This window comes from Candidatus Borreliella tachyglossi (assembly GCF_003076595.1).
Classification (GTDB): domain Bacteria; phylum Spirochaetota; class Spirochaetia; order Borreliales; family Borreliaceae; genus Borrelia; species Borrelia tachyglossi.
The window spans coordinates 4,454-21,133 of sequence record NZ_CP025785.1 but is presented as its reverse complement, the minus strand read 5'-3'; the positions used below and the strand labels follow the sequence as shown (position 1 = coordinate 21,133).

The window sequence follows — 16,680 nt, the reverse complement described above, 5'->3', positions numbered from 1 at the left end:
ATTAATTGAATATCTATTAAGTATATAGCAATTAATAAATAAAAATAAGATGAATTTTCAATTATTGATATAATATAATTTACTTATATGGTCAATAAGATTTATGGTAAAGTTGTAGAAAAAAGAGAATCCAGTATTATCATTGCGGCGATTCCTTTTGAATTTGAGATTTTAGTTAGTTCTTTTTATATGGCAACATTAAATTTACTAGAAGATGCTGAAATATTAACTTATCTTCACCTGAGGGAGGATGAAATTAAACTTTTTGGATTTTTAAATGTATCCGAGAGAGAAATTTTTGAGGAACTTATTACTGTTGATGGAATAGGACCAAGAGCGGCTTTAAGAATACTATCTGGCATCAAATACAGTGAATTTAGAGATGCAATTGAAAGAGAGGATGTTAAGCTTGTTTCTAGGGTTAAGGGAATTGGAACTAAAACGGCTGGTAAGATATTTTTAAAACTTCGAGGAAAACTTGTGAAACCCGATGAACTGGCTGCAGATATATTAAAATTTAAAGATCTTGAACAGTCAATTGTGAATATGGGTTTTGATAGAAAGATTGTTGTAGCTAAAATTAGGGAAATTTTGGGTACTGATGAATTTTTAATGCTAAGAGAAATTGATCAAGAGCAATTTTTATTCAGAGAAACCTTAAAAAGGCTTTCAAGTTAAATGGTGGATAATTACGATGAGTGTTTAGTAAAGTAGGAGAGGCTTAATGGATTTAGAAGAGAGGTCTAATTTTTTAAGTTCTGACAAGAATATTCTTTATGATAGAAATGAAGGCGAACTTAGGCCAAAGTCCCTTAAAGATTTTGCAGGACAACCCCACATTAAGGAAAACTTAAATATTTTTATAACGGCATCTAAGGAGAGAAATGAGGCACTTGACCATGTGTTTTTAAGTGGTCCTCCAGGTCTTGGTAAGACTACTCTTGCTAGTATTATTGCTTTTGAAATGAATGCTATAATTAAGATTACTTCAGCTCCAGCTCTTGATAAGCCAAAGGATATTGTTGGTATCTTGACAACCCTTGATGATAAGAGTGTTTTATTTATTGATGAAATACATAGACTTAAGCCTGTAATAGAAGAGATGCTTTATATGGCAATGGAAGATTATGAGATAGATTGGGTAATCGGACAGGGTCCTGCTGCAAGAACTGTAAGAATTCCAATTCCTAAATTTACTTTAATCGGTGCTACTACGAAACCAGGAAAGGTGGCATCACCACTTTATGCAAGATTTGGAATTGCGTCTAGATTTGAGCTTTACAATGAAGATGAGCTTGTAAAGATAATAAAAAGAAATTCTGTTATTTTAAATGTTCAATTGGAAGCTAAAGCTGCCTTGCTTCTTGCAAAAAGTTCAAGAGGCACTCCTCGTGTGGCAAATAGGATTTTAAGGCGGATGAGAGACTACGCTCAAGTTGGTGGTTATAATTTGATTACAGAGAATATTGTGAGTTCTGGGCTTGAAATGTTAAAAATTGATAATGAGGGACTTGATGAACAGGATAGAAATATTTTAAAGAATTTAATATTGAAATTTAAGGGTGGACCTGTTGGTGTTGAAACTTTAGCGATTTCTGTTGGTGAGACAGCTGATTCTCTTGAAGATTTTTATGAACCTTATCTTATTTTAAAGGGTCTAATTGAGCGTACTAGCAGAGGACGCAAGGCTACTGACTTTGCGTATTCACATTTAAATATGAATAGAAATGACCATAATAATTGGGATAGTGAGCAAAATGGAGATCAGGAGATTTTATTTTAATCTGCTCATCCAAGTTAATAATTTGGCGATAAATACAAAGGTTTTGCGTAGGGTGATCCTACTTTAATTTTAAATTATATGTAGATATTAATTCTTAATTATTTTAATATTTAAGAGTAATTTGAATAAATCTTGAAAGGAGAAGGTATATGATTTCGCTTTTTCAAAAAGAAAGATATAAATATGTTCCAAAATTGCCTAAAATTTTGAAGAATGATTTTAAGGATATTAGTGTAGTTTTTGGTGAAAAAACGGAAGCTCTTGAAGATAGAGAGGCTTTAAGAGCAATCTTTAAGAGTACTTATGGGCTTCCGATTGTAAATTTTACTCAAAAGTCTTCAAGCATAGATTTTACAAAGGTTGTAAATGCGGGAATAGTCCTTTCGGGTGGACCTGCGCCTGGTGGACATAATGTTGTGGCTGGCATTTTTGATTGCATAAAAAAAGTTAATTCAAGTTCAAAGATTTTTGGATTCAAAGGAGGCCCTTTAGGTTTATTGGAAGATAGAAAAATTGAGATTACTAGTGATTTAGTAGATTCCTACAGAAATACTGGAGGTTTTGATATTGTATCTTCTGGGCGAACTAAAATAGAAACAGACGCTCAGTATGAGCAAGCTTTATCAGTCGCTTTTAAGAATAATCTTAATGCTATTATTGTTATTGGTGGGGATGATTCAAATACTAATGCAGCATTATTGGCAGAATTTTTCAAGAAAAAGGATTGCAATATTCAAGTTATTGGTGTTCCAAAAACAATTGATGCTGACCTGAAAAATGAACATATTCAGATTTCATTTGGATTTGATTCTGCTACTAAGACTTATGCCGAATTGATAGGCAATTTATGTCGTGATGGGATGTCTACTAGAAAGTATTGGCATTTTGTTAAGCTTATGGGGAGAAGTGCATCTCATGTTGCCCTTGAGTGTGCATTAAAGACACATCCTAATGTTTGCATTATATCTGAGGAAGTTTTAGCAAAGAAGAAGACCTTGTCAGAACTTGTAAGTGAGATATCTTCTGTTGTGGTGAATCGCTCTTTAGAAGGGCATGATTTTGGTATAGTTATAATTCCTGAAGGTGTTATTGAGTTTGTTCCCGAAGTTAAATCTTTGATGATTGAGCTGGGTATTATATTTGATAGCAATGAAAATGAATTTAAAGAGTTAAATGTTGAGGAAATAAGAGAAATTTTTATTTCTAAACTTAATGGATATATGAGGGAAGTTTATTTATCTTTACCTTCCTTTATTCAAATTGAACTTGTGAATGCTGTATTAGAAAGAGATCCTCATGGTAACTTTAATGTATCAAGAGTTCCTACTGAAAAGTTATTTATTGAAATGGTTCATGTTCAACTAGAGAAGTTGAGAAGACTTGGTGAGTATAGTGGGAAATTTATTCCTATTGACCATTTTTTTGGCTATGAAGGCAGAAGTGCCGTTCCTTCAAATTTTGATAGTGATTACTGCTATAGCTTGGGATATAATGCTGCTTTGCTTGTTTTAAATGGCTTAACAGGTTATATGTCTAGTATTAAGCACTTAAATAGGAGTGCTACTGAATGGGTTGCAGGCGGAATTCCTTTAACTATGATGATGAATATGGAAGAAAGATATGGTATTGCAAAGCCTGTTATTAAGAAAGCCCTTGTTGATTTGAATGGCTCTCCTTTTAATGAATTTGCTAAAAATCGTGAAAAATGGGCAAAGGGAAATCTATATAGCTTTCCAGGAGCTATTCAATATTTTGGCCCCTCTGAGCTTGTTGATGAGATAACTTTAACACTGAAATTAGAATTAGAGAATTAAAGTATTTATGATTATTAGATTGCTGTTCTTGCTTTTTAATGTTTGCATTCTTTATTCAAAATCTTTAGTATATTCCAAACTTGAACTTGAGTATCTAGATTTAAATCAAAAGTTTTCACTGAAAGAATTTATCTCTTTCAGTGAAAATTATATTAATTTTGAAGATACAGTTTTTGCGAAACTTGCAACTAAAGATGATGACTTTCTTTATAAAAATATTCAAGAAAATGAAAATTTAAATGTAGAAAAGACTATTGAATCTCATTGGGGAAAAAAAGCGTTTAGGTTTTCAGCAATTAGCGTTGGTACTTTTCCTATAGCTTTATTTGTGAGTTTGTTTTTTTTTGATTTATCTTATTATTTTCAGAATAACATGGATTCAAAGTATCTTCCATATCCTTTTTCAAGTGGTTTTAAGTTTCCGAAGGATGAAACTTTGAAAAAGTTTATGATATCAGCATCAGCTGGATTAGCAATATCTTTAGTGATTGCCTTGATTGATTTATTGTTACAGTAAATGAAAAAAATACAGAAAGAGTTTATTGTAAAGGAAGATGCTCAAAGATTAGATATTTATTTATCTGAAAATTTGTGTATTTTTACTAGAAGTCAAATTAAAAGAAGAGAGGTAAAAGCCTTCAAAAACAATTTCGGTGTTTTTGTATCAGTAAAGTTGTCAAAGCCTGTTTTTGTGAACGATAGAATATTAATAGAATTTAATGAAGAGATTGACTTACTAGAATCTATAAGTCCTTTAAATTTACCTATTAGCATTCTTTATGAAGATATGAATCTTATTGTCATAAATAAACCTCAAGGTATTGTCAGTCATCCTGGTGTGTCTAACTTTGAGAATACTGTTGTAAATTTTCTTCTACATCATGTCTCAGGTATAGAAGATAATTTTAAAGAGGATAAAATGAGACCTGGCATTGTTCATAGGCTAGATAAAGAAACATCGGGCGTATTAATTTGTGCTAAGAATTTGACGACTTTAAATTTTTTGTCTAAGCAGTTTAAGGAAAGAGTTGTCAAGAAAGTGTATCTTGCAATTGTTAAAGGTAATTTAAAAATTCATTCTGGTATTATTGAGACTTTTATAGATAGAGATAAAAATGATAGAAAAAAGTTTATCGTACATAATAATGGGGGTAAAAAGGCATTAACTGAATATAAAGTATTAACTAAGGTGGGCAACTATTCCTTGGTAGCTCTCAAGCCTAAAACTGGGCGTACGCATCAGTTAAGAGTTCATATGAAACATTTAAATCATCCAATATTAGGAGATAGTATTTACAGTAGATTGGATAAAGAATTTAGAGAGGTATCTTTAATGCTTCATTCTTTCAAGCTTGAAATTAATATTCAGGAAGACTATGCAAAAAAATTCGTTTCAGACTTTCCACAGAGGTTTATTGACTTTTTATCGATATTTTACTGCAAGAAAGAACTAAGTGTGCTTGTTAGTGATTTTATTGCAATTTTAGATGAATTTTAAGTTTCAATATCTTGTTTATTTGTAATAGACTCAATAATTTTTTTACCGCCAGTTATTTCGTTTGTGTTAAGTACTGCAATAAAGCAGTTAGGATCAATCTTTTGGGAAATATATTTAATTCTCGCCATACGCATTGTTGGAATTACTACAAAAACTATAGTTTTATCATTTCCAGCCCAAGCACCTTTTCCATCAATTAATGTGGCTGCTACTTTTAATTTATTGGTAATCAAATAAGATATTTCTTTGCCCTTATCTGAGATAATAAGCATTGCTTTTTGATGGCCAAATCCCACACTTGTCTTGTCTGTCATTATAGCTGTTACAAATGAAGCTACTAAGGTATAAAGAGCTATTTCAATATTGAAAAAGGCCGCTGCGATTAATAGTATCGCAAGGTTGATGAGGAAGTTTGTAGTTCCAATACTAATTGAATATTTTTCTTTAATTATCATGGAAATGATATCTGAGCCACCCGAGGATCCTTTTGCTCTGAAGACTAAACCAAGACCAAGACCTGAAATGAGTCCAGCTAAAATTGATACAAGCATCATGTCATTGATGTGCACTTTGCCTTGTAAAAATTGCGAATAATTAACCATAATGGAATATAAACCCATTGCAATCCAACTTTGCATTACAAATGTTATGTTTAAAAATTTAATTCCAATGATGAATAATGGAACATTGAGTATGAATATTGTGAACCCTAGGTTGAAGTTTAAAAGATAATGAAGCATTAACGCAATTCCAGAAATGCCGCCACTTAAGAGCTCGTGTGGTATATATAAAATATTTGTAGATACTGCCATCAAAAGAGATCCAATAGTTATTTGCAATGTACTAAGCATTATTAACTTGGGGTCTTTAAAGATGTTTTTCAGCTGTTTTCTGAGTATTCTTAATATAATAAATTTAATTTTATACTTTATTCTTTTCCATTTATTCCGTTTTTTTTTCATGACTATTGATGACTTACTCTTTAATATAAAATTACGAATTCACCTGAATTCTATATTAATTTCATTAAAAAAACAATTTGATTTGATTGAAATTATGTCTTTTTTTTTGATATTATTGTTTTATAAAAGTTATGACAGTAAATTATATAAAATTTATGTGCTTGATAATTTTTCTTGGTTTTTATATTTGGGTTTTTATTATCTTAAAGATGAAGAGGACGAATATAGCTTTGTTAGAGAAAATTAAAAATGGTGCAAGTATATTAGATATTAGATCTCCCAGAGAATATAATAGGGGTCATTATTCAAAGGCAGTGAATATTCCTTTTAATAGTTTGTTTGCTAAGAAAGATAAATTAGGTAGCGTTGAAACTCCAATAGTAATTTATGGCAGAAGTTTTAACAAATCTTTTGAGGCTGAAAAGATTTTAAGAGGATTAGGGTTTAAAAATATATTTGTTGCAGGAACTTTAAAGAATATGCCTAAATTAAAAGAAGAGGTTAATGATTAAGATTATTGGGATAGCTGGTGGTTCTGGAAGCGGAAAGACTACCGTTGTTAATAAGATTAGTGAGGTTATTCCCGAATTTGTTCTCATATCTCAAGATAACTATTATAAAAGTGTTGGTGATTATGAATATGAGTTTTTGGATGTTAATTTTGATCATCCAGATGCCTTCGATAATAGTTTGTTTTATGAACAGTTGAAACAATTAAAAGAAAATAAACCAATTAATATGCCCCTTTATGATTTTATTAATCATAGAAGGAAGTCTGAAACTATAGAGGTATTTCCAACACCTGTTGTTATTGTTGAGGGGATTATGATTTTTGTTGAAGAGAGAGTGCGTAATCTGATAGATTTAAAGATATATATTGATACACCCAATGATATTAGATTTATTAGGAGGCTTGAGCGAGATATGTCTAAGAGGGGGCGCACATTGGAATCAGTTATTGAGCAATATTTAAATACTACTAGGTCAGGGTATTATAGATTTATTGAACCTACTAAGGAATATGCGGATCTTATTATACCTGAGGGAGGACATAATGATAAGGCTCTTTATGTCCTTTCATCATTTTTAAGAGCTCTTGGTAAGAATAGTTCAGATTTCTTTTAAATTAGGGAAATTGGGTAATAATCTATTTCTATATAAGTATTTCTTGTTGATTTTATTTTGTCTTTTGTGTTTCGTATTAGCTTTTCAAGTAGGTTGAAAGATTTTGATAGGTATATTATGTTATATCTATAGTATTTAGATATCCTAGACATAGGAGCTTTTGATGGGCCAAGATATTCAATTTCTTCGTTTAATAATTCTTTAGATATTTCAAAAAATTCTAGGCATTTATGTCTGGCAGCATCTTTTTTATGGCTCCTAACTATTATTCTAACTATTTTTTTAAAAGGAGGATAATTTAATTCTTTTCGGATTTTGATCTCTTGCTTGTAAAATGCTTCATAGTTGCCCTCATAGGCATATCTTATAGCATAATAATCTGGACTTTTTGTTTGGATAATAATTGTGTTATCGCTTTGAAATCTTGCGGCTCTTCCTAGTACTTGTGAAATTATTGCAAAAATTCTTTCACTACTTCTAAAATCAGGTAGACCCATTCCAATATCTGCATTAATAATGCCAAGTGTTTTTATCTGTTTAAAATTAAATCCTTTTGCAATAATTTGTGTTCCAATTAGGATATCTAATTTTCCATCCTCAAAGTCATTTATTGAATTGATTATTTCTTTTTTATTAAGATCAGAATCCGTTCTTGCAATTCTTGCATTCGGCAAGAATTTTTTTAACTCCCTTTCAATAAATTGAATTCCATATGATTTATATGTGATGTCTTTTGAGTTGCAATCAGGACAATTGTTTATTATGTTTGTTTTATGATTACAGTAATGGCAAATGAGTTTATTTTCACTTTTATGGTAGGTTAAATTAAAAGAACAATTTGGGCAGCAAATTATATATCCACAAGTATTGCACTCAAGGGTTTTTGAGTACCCCCTTTTATTAATAAATATTAATGCTTGTCTTTTCTCAATTAGGCTTTTTTGTATGCTGTAAAGCAGTTCTGAGGATATTGGTTGGTGTTCTTTTTTCATATCGATTATTTTAAGTTCTTTAAATGTTCTTTGGAAAAATTTGGTTTTTAATACCATCTTTTTTATCTGATTGGTTTCCATGGCAAGATATGCTTCAAGCGATGGAGTTGCACTCCCCATTACGAATCGGGCATTAAAATTACTTTGTAGAAAAAATCCTATGTGCCTTGAGTGAAATCTTGGAGTGTTTTCAGATTTATATGTATGCTCATGCTCTTCATCCATTATTATTAGTCCTAAATTCTTAAATGGTAACATTAATGCACTCTTGATTCCAACTATAATTAAATTCTCTCCGTCCTTGACTTTATTCCAGATTAAAATTTTCATCGAATTTGATACTTTTGAATTATATTCGTAAACTTTGTTTATGCTTAGATTCGATTTAATTCTTTTAACTATTTGATAACCTAAAGAAATTTCAGGAATTAAAAATATTATTTGTTTTTCTTGTTCTAAGTAGTTTTCGCATAATTTGATGAATATTTCTGTTTTCCCAGAACCAGGAACGCCGAATAGGTAAAATGTGTTTTGTGTTTTTGATGTAATAATTTCGTGATAAATATTATTTTGCTCTTCATTTAATTGAATGGGTATTGCAGAATTCAGGTTTGCAATACCTTCTGGATTTTTTATGCTCTTGCTTGAAGTTGAAATTTTAGGTAGACCACAAAATAAAGCTTCTCCAAATCCAGAAAATGTTTTTCTACTAATCCAACTTGCAAGATTAATGTTATGTTCCGTTATTAATGCATTCTCATCAATGATTCTTAGTATATCTTTTATTTCAAATGTCAAGTCTTCGATAGGTTCGTTCTTATGGTGTCTTTTGATTATGATCCCCAGTGTTTCTCTGCCATTAAAGTTTGTTATTACTCTTATCCCTGTTTTTAATTCTAAGTTGTATTTATAAAAAAAAAGCTTATTTACAGGAATATTAAAAGCGATTTCATAATAAAAGGTCTGTTCTAAATAATCATCCATATTTTATTATACCTTTTATTATTTTTAGGTCTTGCCAGATTTCTTTCTTAAGTGCTGGATTTTTTGCTTGACTTATAGGAAGATATGTAAACACTATTGGGATTTCTTTAAATCTCAGTTCAAATCCTCTTACAATTTGAATCCTTAAATTCTGATTTAAGAATAATTCCACTTCTTCGCAAGAGAGAATTGCTTTAGGTTGCTTATCATTAATCGCTAAGCTTAGTGAGTTAAAGTTGTCTATTATTTTGTAATTCAGTACGTTAATACTTTGACACCATTTTTTTATTATTACATATGCGCTAGTACTTGAATATTTTTTGTCCATGTATATTATTAATAGATCTTTTTCGTCATTTTTGCTTCTGTTATATTCTATTGATTTTATTAATGTATTTTTTTCTTTTGTATCTTTTTGTTCTTCCTCACTTAGAATTTTTATGTTTCTATATTTTATTATTTTGTGTTTAATTTTCTCAAGCTCTTCTTCTTGATTGCCATAAATATTACCCCATATATTATTTTCAAGCATTTTTAGGAGTATTAATTTTTTAAGTAGTGTGTTTTTATTCATAATAAACCTTATCTAGAAATAAAGCTTTTGCAGGTGCGGTTGTTCTCGCAAATTTTCTGTTTTTTGAGTTTAAAATCTTGCTAAAAGTACAAATAGATTCTTCTTTTATCTCTATATCGAGTATTGTTCCTACTATTGATCTTACCATTTTCCACAAAAATGAAGAGCCTATTATTTCAAAAACGATAAACTTATTTTTTTTCTTAAATCTAGCAAAATAAATTTCTTTCAACTTTGAATTCGTTTGATCTCTTATACATGAAAAGGTAGTAAAATCATGTTTTCCAATTAGCATTAGAGCCATTTCGTTTAATCTGTTGATATTTAATTTTTTCTTTACATGATAGGCTTGATATTCTTCCCAAGGATAATAATTTTTGTTGTTGAGTATGTAGTAGCTATATTTTCTCTTCTTGGCATTAAATCGAGGTTGAAATCTATCTTCTATATACTGTAATTTTATTATTCTAATGTCGCTCTTTAAGAGAGAATTTATTGCAATCTTTAGATTTTGAGGTGCAATATTTATATCTATATAAAAAGATATTATTTGCCCTCTTGCATGAACCCCTTTATCTGTTCTGCCTGATGAGTGAATTTTGATCTTTGTTTTGCTTATTTTCTTTAAAGCCTTCTCAATTTCGCCTTGAATTGTTGGTTTTTGGGGTTGAATTTGAAAGCCGTGATATAGAGAACCATCATATGCTACCTCTGCAAGTATTTTTTTCATTTATGTAAGTTTTTTATTTCTTTTGAAATGTTAAAATAAACTTCTTTGATTTTATCTAAAAGTATTGAGGGTTTTTCCTTTGATGATTTTCCCATGCCAGCTATTTTAGAAAGGATGGTTTTTATTTCAATTAGTTGATTGTATCTGTGTTCTTTATTTTCCTTGTTACCGTAAAAATATTCCAATAGGCCTGATAGATATAAAGCGCTGTCATATCCATAATTTTTATCTGTATCCGGGCCGAATACTGCCTCAGCAGTAATTGGTTCTGAATTATCTTGCTCTTTTTCAATTGTTAATTTGTAAAGATATGCTGCTTTATAGTAAAATATTTTTTGCAAATAATTATAGTTTTGATTTGGGTTTTCATTGTGAAGATCTTCAAATATCCAAGCTGACCTTATTGCACATTTTGCTTTATTTAGGGTCGGGTTATGAGCTTTGTCAAGGTATTCATAGCACATCATAGCAAGGATATAACTGGCAGCTCCTTCTTTAAGACTTCTTGGTTTATTAAAGTTTAAATCGTCTTCAAAAATTGATTTTATTTCTTTGCGGTTTTGCTCACGGCTTATTAGAAGTTGTTTTACTTTGTTATTAGCAAATGATATTGCATTAAATTCATTGGGAAAAGCAGCTAGATAGCAGTCAGGACATACTATGATTGAATATACTCTAGGGTAGATATCACCATATTTTTCATTTTTTACATACTCTCTTTTTAAATCAACTTTTAACTGACCAGATATTAATCTGCCGCTCCCTGTTAAGAGATCTTCTTTCCTAAATTTACAACTACATAAAGGACATTCGATTTCGTATTTTGTAAAATATGATATCTTTTTCATAAATTAATTTTCTACCATTACAAATGCAATAGCGTACTCCCTTTCATGTGAAATTGTTAAATGTAATTTTAAGTCCATTTGATTTATTAAGATTTGAATATCATTATATAACTGGAATATTGCATGTCCCTTCTGAGACTTTACGATTTCAATATCTTTAAGGGAGTATTTGATTTTATGGTCCATCAGCGGACCTAGAGCCTTGATTAATGACTCTTTTGCTGCAAACTTACCAGCCAAACTTTCTAGTGTACCTTTTCCTTTCATTTTTAAAGTTTCAATTTCTCTTTGTGTAAAGAATCTCTCTAGTTTTTTTCTGTCTGTTAAAAAACTATTAAGCCTTATAACCTGTATTATATCACATCCTATTGATTTCATCATTTTAATACTGATTTGGGATTACCTCGATCCTTATCATTTTGGGTTCATATTCATACACTTCTATGCCATGAATGTTATTTTTAAGCAGTATATCTGTTTTAACATTATAAATACCAGGAGTTTCAATTCGACTTAAATCGAGGTTGAAATTAATGTTTTTATTAGCTATATGTGTTTTAATTATTTGTTCTGAAAGTCTGCTTCTTATCTTAATGAACATTTCATTTTCTGGATTTAGGATTTTTTCCTGATCTTTTATTTCGAGGCCATTTTTTAGATTATTGAAAATTAAATTGGGATTTTTTATTGTTGTCTGTATGTATTTTTTGCTTAACGTGATGTTAACTATTACATGTTTTCTGTCTAGCGTTATGAGTGGATCTGGAGAAACTACTTCAAGATGTTCTGAGATAACTATAGTTCTAGTGTCAAATTCTTTTGTTTTGGTTTGAATGGTGTTAATTGTCTCTATTATTTCCTTAGGCCCGTGTATTGTTATTTTTTCAGGAGAAATATTATATTTAGCCATGAAAAATTCCCCAGTTCCGTCTTTTTCAAGGAGTGTAAATTTAGGTTCAACTTTAACTAATTTTGAAATTTTTTTGTCAAGATTTAGTGAAATTTTGTTTGTTGAAAGCCCGTATTCAACAATGGGTATGGGGTTAAGATTCTTTATCTTTATGGGGAGCTCATATTCACCAGCTTCTTTTATGTTATTAGCTTCAACCAATAATACTATGCGGTCAAGGTCTAAATATTTTAAATTTTCCTTATTAATTTTAACTGTAAGTAGTAGTTTATTAAAATCAGGAATTTTTGCTAGCGTAATTTCATCTTCTAATAAGATACTGAATTCTTTTTCTATTGTAATCGACTCTATGCTATTAAAGTAAAATGTTGCAAACATAATAATAGCTATTAGAATAGAAATGGCTTTATTCTGCCAATCTTCAAATAATAATTTTACGATGTCTTTAAGTTTTTTATATACATTCATCATTTATTCTATTAGTGCAAGATTTAGCTTTTTCCTAATTTCATTTAGGCTTAAATTATACTCTAGTTTTCCATCGCTTGTGAGTGAAATAGAACCAGTTTCCTCAGAGGTTATTATTGTTATTGCATCGGAGTTTTCAGAAATTCCAAGACCTGCTCTGTGTCTTGTTCCAAAAGTTTTACTGATGGACTCTATATTAGATAGTGGTAAGAAAGATCCAGCATAAACGATCTTGTTATTGCTAATTATGACTGCTCCATCATGTAGAGGTGTTTCATAATCAAAAATTGATATTAGAATTTCATTAGATATGAGGGCATCTAATTTTATTCCTTTATTTATGATTTGATCTAGTTGTATTTTTTTTTCAATGCAGATTAAGCTACCAGATTTATTCTCTGATAAATGCTTAACTGCTTTTATTATTTCAGTAATAGCTTTAATAGTATCTTCTTTCCTGTTTGCAAGCTTGAAGGATAAGTTAAAATTTCCAATCTGCATTATTATCTTTTTTATTTCTTGATTAAAAAGTATAAGCATTGCAATTGGCAGTATGTTTGCTATGTAGTTTAAGAGCCAGTTTATGGTGTATAGGTTGAAATAATAAGAGACAATCCCAATGGATGTAATGATAATCATTCCTTTTAGTAAATTTATGGAATAAGAGTTTATTACATTTTTATATATGTAATAAACTAAAATGCTGATCAAACTTAGATCTAGCACTCTAGAGAGGATATCTTTTATTTGGCCTATATTAGTTAATTCTATCATAAACATTATCTATGCAATATATTTTATATAATGTGATTTACTATACAAAATATATTGAGTATATTCGTAATTATATATGTTTTAATGTAACTTTAAAATTAATTTAAATTAATTTTTTATTTATGAGTAAAAAAGAAAAAATTATAGCTTTAATATTTGATTTTGATAACACTTTAATTTATGGCAACATGCAACAGGTGCTTTTTGATGAGTATAATGTTGATGCTTACCTGTTTTGGAAGGAAGTTGAAAATTTATCGATTACTTATAACAATAATCATTACAATATTATTGCTAATGAGATGATATATTTATCGCATTTTCTAACATACGTCAAAGAAGATATTTTCAAAGGTTTAAATAATAGAATGTTATTTAAGTTGGGTTCAAAATTAAAATTTTTTGATGGTGTAGTTGAATTATTTAAAGAAATCAGTGAAATAAATCGGAGTTTGAAAGAAACAGGTACCTCAATAAATATTTATATTGTTTCAAGTGGTTTTAGGCAGATGATTTTAGGAAGTATAGTTGCCCCTTATATTACTAAGGTGTGGGCTTGTGAATTTATTGATGCATACCTTATGCCTTTTTATGAAAGTTCAGACAATAAATTTTCAGACAATGGTGTTTTAAGTAGCGTATGTTATTTTGTAGATCATACAATAAAAACTCGGGTAATTTTTGAACTAAATAAAGGGTCTTATGATAAAATTAATAGAAGAGTTCCAAAAAGTAGAAGGAAGATCCCCTTTGAAAATATGTTTTATATCGCAGATGGGTTTAATGATATTCCGGCTTTTGAGATTTTAAATAATAGTCTGAATCATTATAAAAATACGTTAACGGTTTATTATGGGAATGATGAGAATGCTAAAAAATTGGTTAAAGAGAGAAGAGTAGGTGATTTGGCTGAAGCTAATTATAGTAAAGGAACTAAGTTGTATAATTGGGTAATGGAAAAAATTCATTTAAATATATAAATTCATTGTAAATATTTAAAAAGATTTTTAATCTATTCTACAGTGGTTTTCGGGAACGGTTAAAATGTTAAAGGGGGAAGCAAGATGGCTTTAGATTTAGAATCAACTGATAAGTTGAAGTTTGCCAAAATTCAGTCTATTTTTTATGTTATAGTTTTGGTTACAATATTAATCGGAACTCTAAAGATAGCACAAACGGTATTTAAACCTTTAGCTATTGCGGTGGTTCTTGGATTTTTGGTGGATCCCATTTATACTTTTTTAAAAAGATTAAAAATCCCAAGAGTTTTAATAGTTCTTGTAATTTTCTTTTTTCTCTTTTCATTTTCTTACTTAGTTTTTAATTTTGTTTACTACAGTATTACTGTTTTAATTAAACAGTTACCTTATTATCAACATCAGTTAATTTTTATTATTAGGGATATTCTTGATAGATATAAGATAGATAGTGCTATTCTTAGCGATATAGATTTTTCTAAGTATCTTTATCCTTTTTTAACCCATATATCTAATGAGATTATTGGATTTGCAAGTAGTTTAGTGGTCTTATTTTTGTTGTTGTATTTTTTACTTTCAGAGATACATATTTTTGGAATAAAGGTTCAAAATGCTTTTGGTCAACCCACTGCGAGTAGGTTTATTGATGCTTTAGATACAATAAATAGCCAGATTGGTAAATATTTAGGGATAAAGGTTTTTGTTAGTTGTTTAACAGGATTGCTAGTATTTACAGGGTTGACCCTTTTTGGACAAGATTTTCCTCTTGTATGGGCAGTTCTTACATTTGTTTTTAATTTTATTCCAAGTATAGGGTCAATTTTAGCCGTTTTTTTTATATTGATAGCTGCTTTAATTCAATTCTATCCGAATTTAAATGTGGTGCTTTATATATTTTTGTATAATACTTCTGTTCAGATGTTGATTGGAAATATTCTTGAGCCAAAAATGCAAGGGCATAGGCTCGATATTTCACCTTTTTTATTGCTTTGTTTTTTGTTCTTTTGGGGTTGGCTTTGGGGTATTGTAGGACTTTTAATAGCATATCCTTTTACTGTGATTATAAAGGTAATAGTTGACAATATAGTTTATTTAAAACCTTTTTCTATATTCTTAAGTGGTTCAAAGATCTTAAGCGATATTGATGATAATTTAAGTAATAAGGAGAGTTGAGCTTGCAGAAAAAAGTTATGCTTACAGGGGATAGGCCCACCGGTGCTCTTCATTTGGGACATTATATTGGCTCTATTGTTAGCAGATTGAAGTACCAGGAAGAATATGAAACTTATATTATTATAGCGGATTTGCATACTCTAACTACACGACCAGATTTAAATAGCATTAATGAGATATCTTTCAATGTGAGAGAAATGGTTATAGATTATCTTGCTTGTGGAATTAATCCTGAAAAAGCTAACATATATTTACAATCAGCTATACCTGAGCTTTTAGAGTTGAGTTTAATATTTTCCATGATTGTGACAGTTAGTCGCTTGCAAAGAATTCCTAGCATAAAGGATATGAGCATTGCTGCTGGATTGACAGAAGTTTCTTATGGACTTTTGGGATATCCTGTCCTTATGAGTGCAGATATTTTGATGACAAAGGCTAATTTGGTGCCAGTTGGGCGTGATAATGAGGCGCATATTGAGTTTGTAAGAGAGCTTGCTAGAAAGTTTAATAATCTTTATGGAGAAAACTTTTTCCCAATCCCTGAGCCTCTTTTTACACATTCTGAGGCTCTTGTGGGGATTTATGGTAAGAATAAGATGAGTAAGAGTCTTGGTAATGCAATATTTTTAAGTGATGATGAGAAAGTATTGCGTAAAAAGGTTATGGCTATGTTTACAGATCCAAAAAGAGTGAGAGCAAATATACCAGGAGAAGTTGAAGGTAATCCTGTTTTTGTATATCATGACCTTTTTAATGAAAATGTTGATGAACTTTGTGAGCTTAAGACCAGATATAAAAAGGGAATGATTGGCGATGTTGAAGTTAAAGAAAGGCTTTTTGAGGTTTTAAATAAATTTTTAAGACCAATTAGAGAGAGGAGAGAATTTTTTAAAGCTAGAAAAGGTTATGTTGATGAGGTAATTTTTGAAGGTACAAATAAAACTAGAAAAGTTGCAGCAGAGATTATAAGGGGTGCTAAAAAGTTGATGGGTCTTTCAAAAACTTGGAATGTAGTGAGGCGAAATGTGGAGAGAGATTTAAAAAATAAATTTAAATTAAATGAGTAAA

Annotated in this window: 19 protein-coding genes; 11 read left to right on the top strand and 8 right to left on the bottom strand. The window is 29.9% G+C overall.

Annotated features, from left to right (window positions below; genetic code table 11):
- The first annotated feature begins 87 nt into the window (after window positions 1-87).
- The 5 genes from ruvA (at window position 88) to CR532_RS00085 (ending at window position 5,095) form a co-directional block, all read left to right on the top strand.
- Complete coding sequence (gene ruvA, locus CR532_RS00105) at window positions 88-678, top strand: Holliday junction branch migration protein RuvA (RefSeq protein WP_108728825.1); 591 nt, start codon at window positions 88-90, stop codon at window positions 676-678.
- Window positions 679-724: 46 nt separating this feature from the next.
- Window positions 725-1,783, top strand: coding sequence for a Holliday junction branch migration DNA helicase RuvB (ruvB, locus tag CR532_RS00100; protein WP_108728824.1), 1,059 nt, complete (start codon window positions 725-727; stop codon window positions 1,781-1,783).
- Between the two features lie 149 nt (window positions 1,784-1,932).
- Entirely contained in the window at window positions 1,933-3,597 is a 1,665-nt protein-coding gene (locus CR532_RS00095) for a diphosphate--fructose-6-phosphate 1-phosphotransferase (protein ID WP_108728823.1), read from the top strand.
- Window positions 3,598-3,604: 7 nt separating this feature from the next.
- The gene (locus tag CR532_RS00090) at window positions 3,605-4,114 is read left to right on the top strand and encodes a DUF8521 domain-containing protein (protein WP_108728822.1); all 510 of its coding nucleotides are present in this window, start codon (window positions 3,605-3,607) and stop codon (window positions 4,112-4,114) included.
- The gene (locus CR532_RS00085) at window positions 4,115-5,095 is read left to right on the top strand and encodes an RluA family pseudouridine synthase (RefSeq protein ID WP_108728821.1); all 981 of its coding nucleotides are present in this window, start codon (window positions 4,115-4,117) and stop codon (window positions 5,093-5,095) included.
- Here CR532_RS00085 and CR532_RS00080 read toward each other — a convergent pair.
- Window positions 5,092-6,057 (bottom strand): YitT family protein, encoded by a 966-nt coding sequence (locus CR532_RS00080; RefSeq protein ID WP_108728820.1) that lies wholly within the window; start codon window positions 6,055-6,057, stop codon window positions 5,092-5,094. The genes CR532_RS00085 and CR532_RS00080 overlap by 4 nt on opposite strands.
- Window positions 6,058-6,163: 106 nt before the next feature.
- On the opposite strand from CR532_RS00080, the gene CR532_RS05415 reads away from it, so the two are divergent.
- Genes CR532_RS05415 through udk form a run of 3 tightly spaced genes read left to right on the top strand, consistent with a single transcriptional unit; the run spans window position 6,164 to window position 7,182 of the window.
- Window positions 6,164-6,304: a hypothetical protein gene (locus tag CR532_RS05415; RefSeq protein ID WP_234416440.1), complete on the top strand. Its 141-nt coding sequence runs from the start codon at window positions 6,164-6,166 to the stop codon at window positions 6,302-6,304.
- A complete protein-coding gene (locus CR532_RS00075; RefSeq protein WP_234416404.1) occupies window positions 6,267-6,569 on the top strand; it encodes a rhodanese-like domain-containing protein in 303 nt (100 codons plus the stop codon). The genes CR532_RS05415 and CR532_RS00075 overlap by 38 nt, the downstream gene beginning before the upstream one ends.
- Window positions 6,562-7,182: a uridine kinase gene (udk, locus tag CR532_RS00070; RefSeq protein ID WP_108728818.1), complete on the top strand. Its 621-nt coding sequence runs from the start codon at window positions 6,562-6,564 to the stop codon at window positions 7,180-7,182. Before CR532_RS00075 ends, udk begins: the two co-directional genes overlap by 8 nt.
- On the opposite strand, the gene priA is transcribed toward udk, so the two are convergent.
- From priA to cdaA, 7 genes are read right to left on the bottom strand one after another with little or no spacing between them, the layout of a single operon-like run.
- Complete coding sequence (gene priA / locus CR532_RS00065; protein WP_108728817.1) at window positions 7,179-9,158, bottom strand: replication restart helicase PriA; 1,980 nt, start codon at window positions 9,156-9,158, stop codon at window positions 7,179-7,181. The two genes, udk and priA, sit on opposite strands and share 4 nt — an antisense overlap.
- Window positions 9,151-9,732, bottom strand: a complete 582-nt coding sequence (locus CR532_RS00060; RefSeq protein WP_108728816.1) for a uracil-DNA glycosylase family protein — start codon at window positions 9,730-9,732, stop codon at window positions 9,151-9,153. The genes priA and CR532_RS00060 overlap by 8 nt, the downstream gene beginning before the upstream one ends.
- Complete coding sequence (gene truA / locus CR532_RS00055; protein ID WP_108728815.1) at window positions 9,725-10,462, bottom strand: tRNA pseudouridine(38-40) synthase TruA; 738 nt, start codon at window positions 10,460-10,462, stop codon at window positions 9,725-9,727. The genes CR532_RS00060 and truA overlap by 8 nt, the downstream gene beginning before the upstream one ends.
- Window positions 10,459-11,310 (bottom strand): DUF2225 domain-containing protein, encoded by an 852-nt coding sequence (locus CR532_RS00050; protein WP_108728814.1) that lies wholly within the window; start codon window positions 11,308-11,310, stop codon window positions 10,459-10,461. The genes truA and CR532_RS00050 overlap by 4 nt, the downstream gene beginning before the upstream one ends.
- 3 nt (window positions 11,311-11,313) lie before the next feature.
- On the bottom strand, window positions 11,314-11,688 hold the full coding sequence (acpS, locus tag CR532_RS00045) for a holo-ACP synthase (RefSeq protein ID WP_199911314.1): 375 nt from the start codon (window positions 11,686-11,688) through the stop codon (window positions 11,314-11,316).
- Window positions 11,689-11,692: 4 nt separating this feature from the next.
- Entirely contained in the window at window positions 11,693-12,688 is a 996-nt protein-coding gene (locus tag CR532_RS00040; RefSeq protein WP_108729591.1) for a CdaR family protein, read from the bottom strand.
- Window positions 12,689-12,691: 3 nt separating this feature from the next.
- Window positions 12,692-13,468 carry a diadenylate cyclase CdaA gene (gene cdaA / locus CR532_RS00035; protein ID WP_375537730.1) on the bottom strand — a complete coding sequence of 259 codons (777 nt, stop codon included), beginning with the start codon at window positions 13,466-13,468 and terminating at the stop codon, window positions 12,692-12,694.
- Between the two features lie 116 nt (window positions 13,469-13,584).
- Between cdaA and CR532_RS00030 the strand changes: the two genes are divergently transcribed.
- From CR532_RS00030 to trpS, 3 genes are all read left to right on the top strand, one after another.
- Window positions 13,585-14,442 carry an HAD family hydrolase gene (locus tag CR532_RS00030; protein ID WP_108728811.1) on the top strand — a complete coding sequence of 286 codons (858 nt, stop codon included), beginning with the start codon at window positions 13,585-13,587 and terminating at the stop codon, window positions 14,440-14,442.
- Between the two features lie 84 nt (window positions 14,443-14,526).
- Window positions 14,527-15,612, top strand: a complete 1,086-nt coding sequence (locus CR532_RS00025; protein ID WP_108728810.1) for an AI-2E family transporter — start codon at window positions 14,527-14,529, stop codon at window positions 15,610-15,612.
- A 2-nt stretch (window positions 15,613-15,614) separates the two neighbouring features.
- A complete protein-coding gene (gene trpS / locus CR532_RS00020; RefSeq protein WP_199911280.1) occupies window positions 15,615-16,679 on the top strand; it encodes a tryptophan--tRNA ligase in 1,065 nt (354 codons plus the stop codon).
- Window position 16,680 lies beyond the last annotated feature (1 nt).

What these genes read in the sequence shown, in the direction of transcription:
- cdaA (WP_375537730.1), bottom strand. Translation starts at nt 13,468, where the DNA reads ATGTTTATGATAGAATTAACTAATATAGGCCAAATAAAAGATATCCTC.
- CR532_RS00090 (WP_108728822.1), top strand. Translation starts at nt 3,605, where the DNA reads ATGATTATTAGATTGCTGTTCTTGCTTTTTAATGTTTGCATTCTTTAT.
- truA (WP_108728815.1), bottom strand. Translation starts at nt 10,462, where the DNA reads ATGAAAAAAATACTTGCAGAGGTAGCATATGATGGTTCTCTATATCAC.
- CR532_RS00080 (WP_108728820.1), bottom strand. Translation starts at nt 6,057, where the DNA reads ATGAAAAAAAAACGGAATAAATGGAAAAGAATAAAGTATAAAATTAAA.
- CR532_RS00025 (WP_108728810.1), top strand. Translation starts at nt 14,527, where the DNA reads ATGGCTTTAGATTTAGAATCAACTGATAAGTTGAAGTTTGCCAAAATT.
- CR532_RS00095 (WP_108728823.1), top strand. Translation starts at nt 1,933, where the DNA reads ATGATTTCGCTTTTTCAAAAAGAAAGATATAAATATGTTCCAAAATTG.
- CR532_RS00050 (WP_108728814.1), bottom strand. Translation starts at nt 11,310, where the DNA reads ATGAAAAAGATATCATATTTTACAAAATACGAAATCGAATGTCCTTTA.
- CR532_RS00060 (WP_108728816.1), bottom strand. Translation starts at nt 9,732, where the DNA reads ATGAATAAAAACACACTACTTAAAAAATTAATACTCCTAAAAATGCTT.
- CR532_RS00075 (WP_234416404.1), top strand. Translation starts at nt 6,267, where the DNA reads ATGAAGAGGACGAATATAGCTTTGTTAGAGAAAATTAAAAATGGTGCA.
- CR532_RS00085 (WP_108728821.1), top strand. Translation starts at nt 4,115, where the DNA reads ATGAAAAAAATACAGAAAGAGTTTATTGTAAAGGAAGATGCTCAAAGA.
- ruvA (WP_108728825.1), top strand. Translation starts at nt 88, where the DNA reads ATGGTCAATAAGATTTATGGTAAAGTTGTAGAAAAAAGAGAATCCAGT.
- priA (WP_108728817.1), bottom strand. Translation starts at nt 9,158, where the DNA reads ATGGATGATTATTTAGAACAGACCTTTTATTATGAAATCGCTTTTAAT.
- udk (WP_108728818.1), top strand. Translation starts at nt 6,562, where the DNA reads ATGATTAAGATTATTGGGATAGCTGGTGGTTCTGGAAGCGGAAAGACT.
- CR532_RS00040 (WP_108729591.1), bottom strand. Translation starts at nt 12,688, where the DNA reads ATGAATGTATATAAAAAACTTAAAGACATCGTAAAATTATTATTTGAA.
- CR532_RS00030 (WP_108728811.1), top strand. Translation starts at nt 13,585, where the DNA reads ATGAGTAAAAAAGAAAAAATTATAGCTTTAATATTTGATTTTGATAAC.
- ruvB (WP_108728824.1), top strand. Translation starts at nt 725, where the DNA reads ATGGATTTAGAAGAGAGGTCTAATTTTTTAAGTTCTGACAAGAATATT.
- acpS (WP_199911314.1), bottom strand. Translation starts at nt 11,688, where the DNA reads ATGAAATCAATAGGATGTGATATAATACAGGTTATAAGGCTTAATAGT.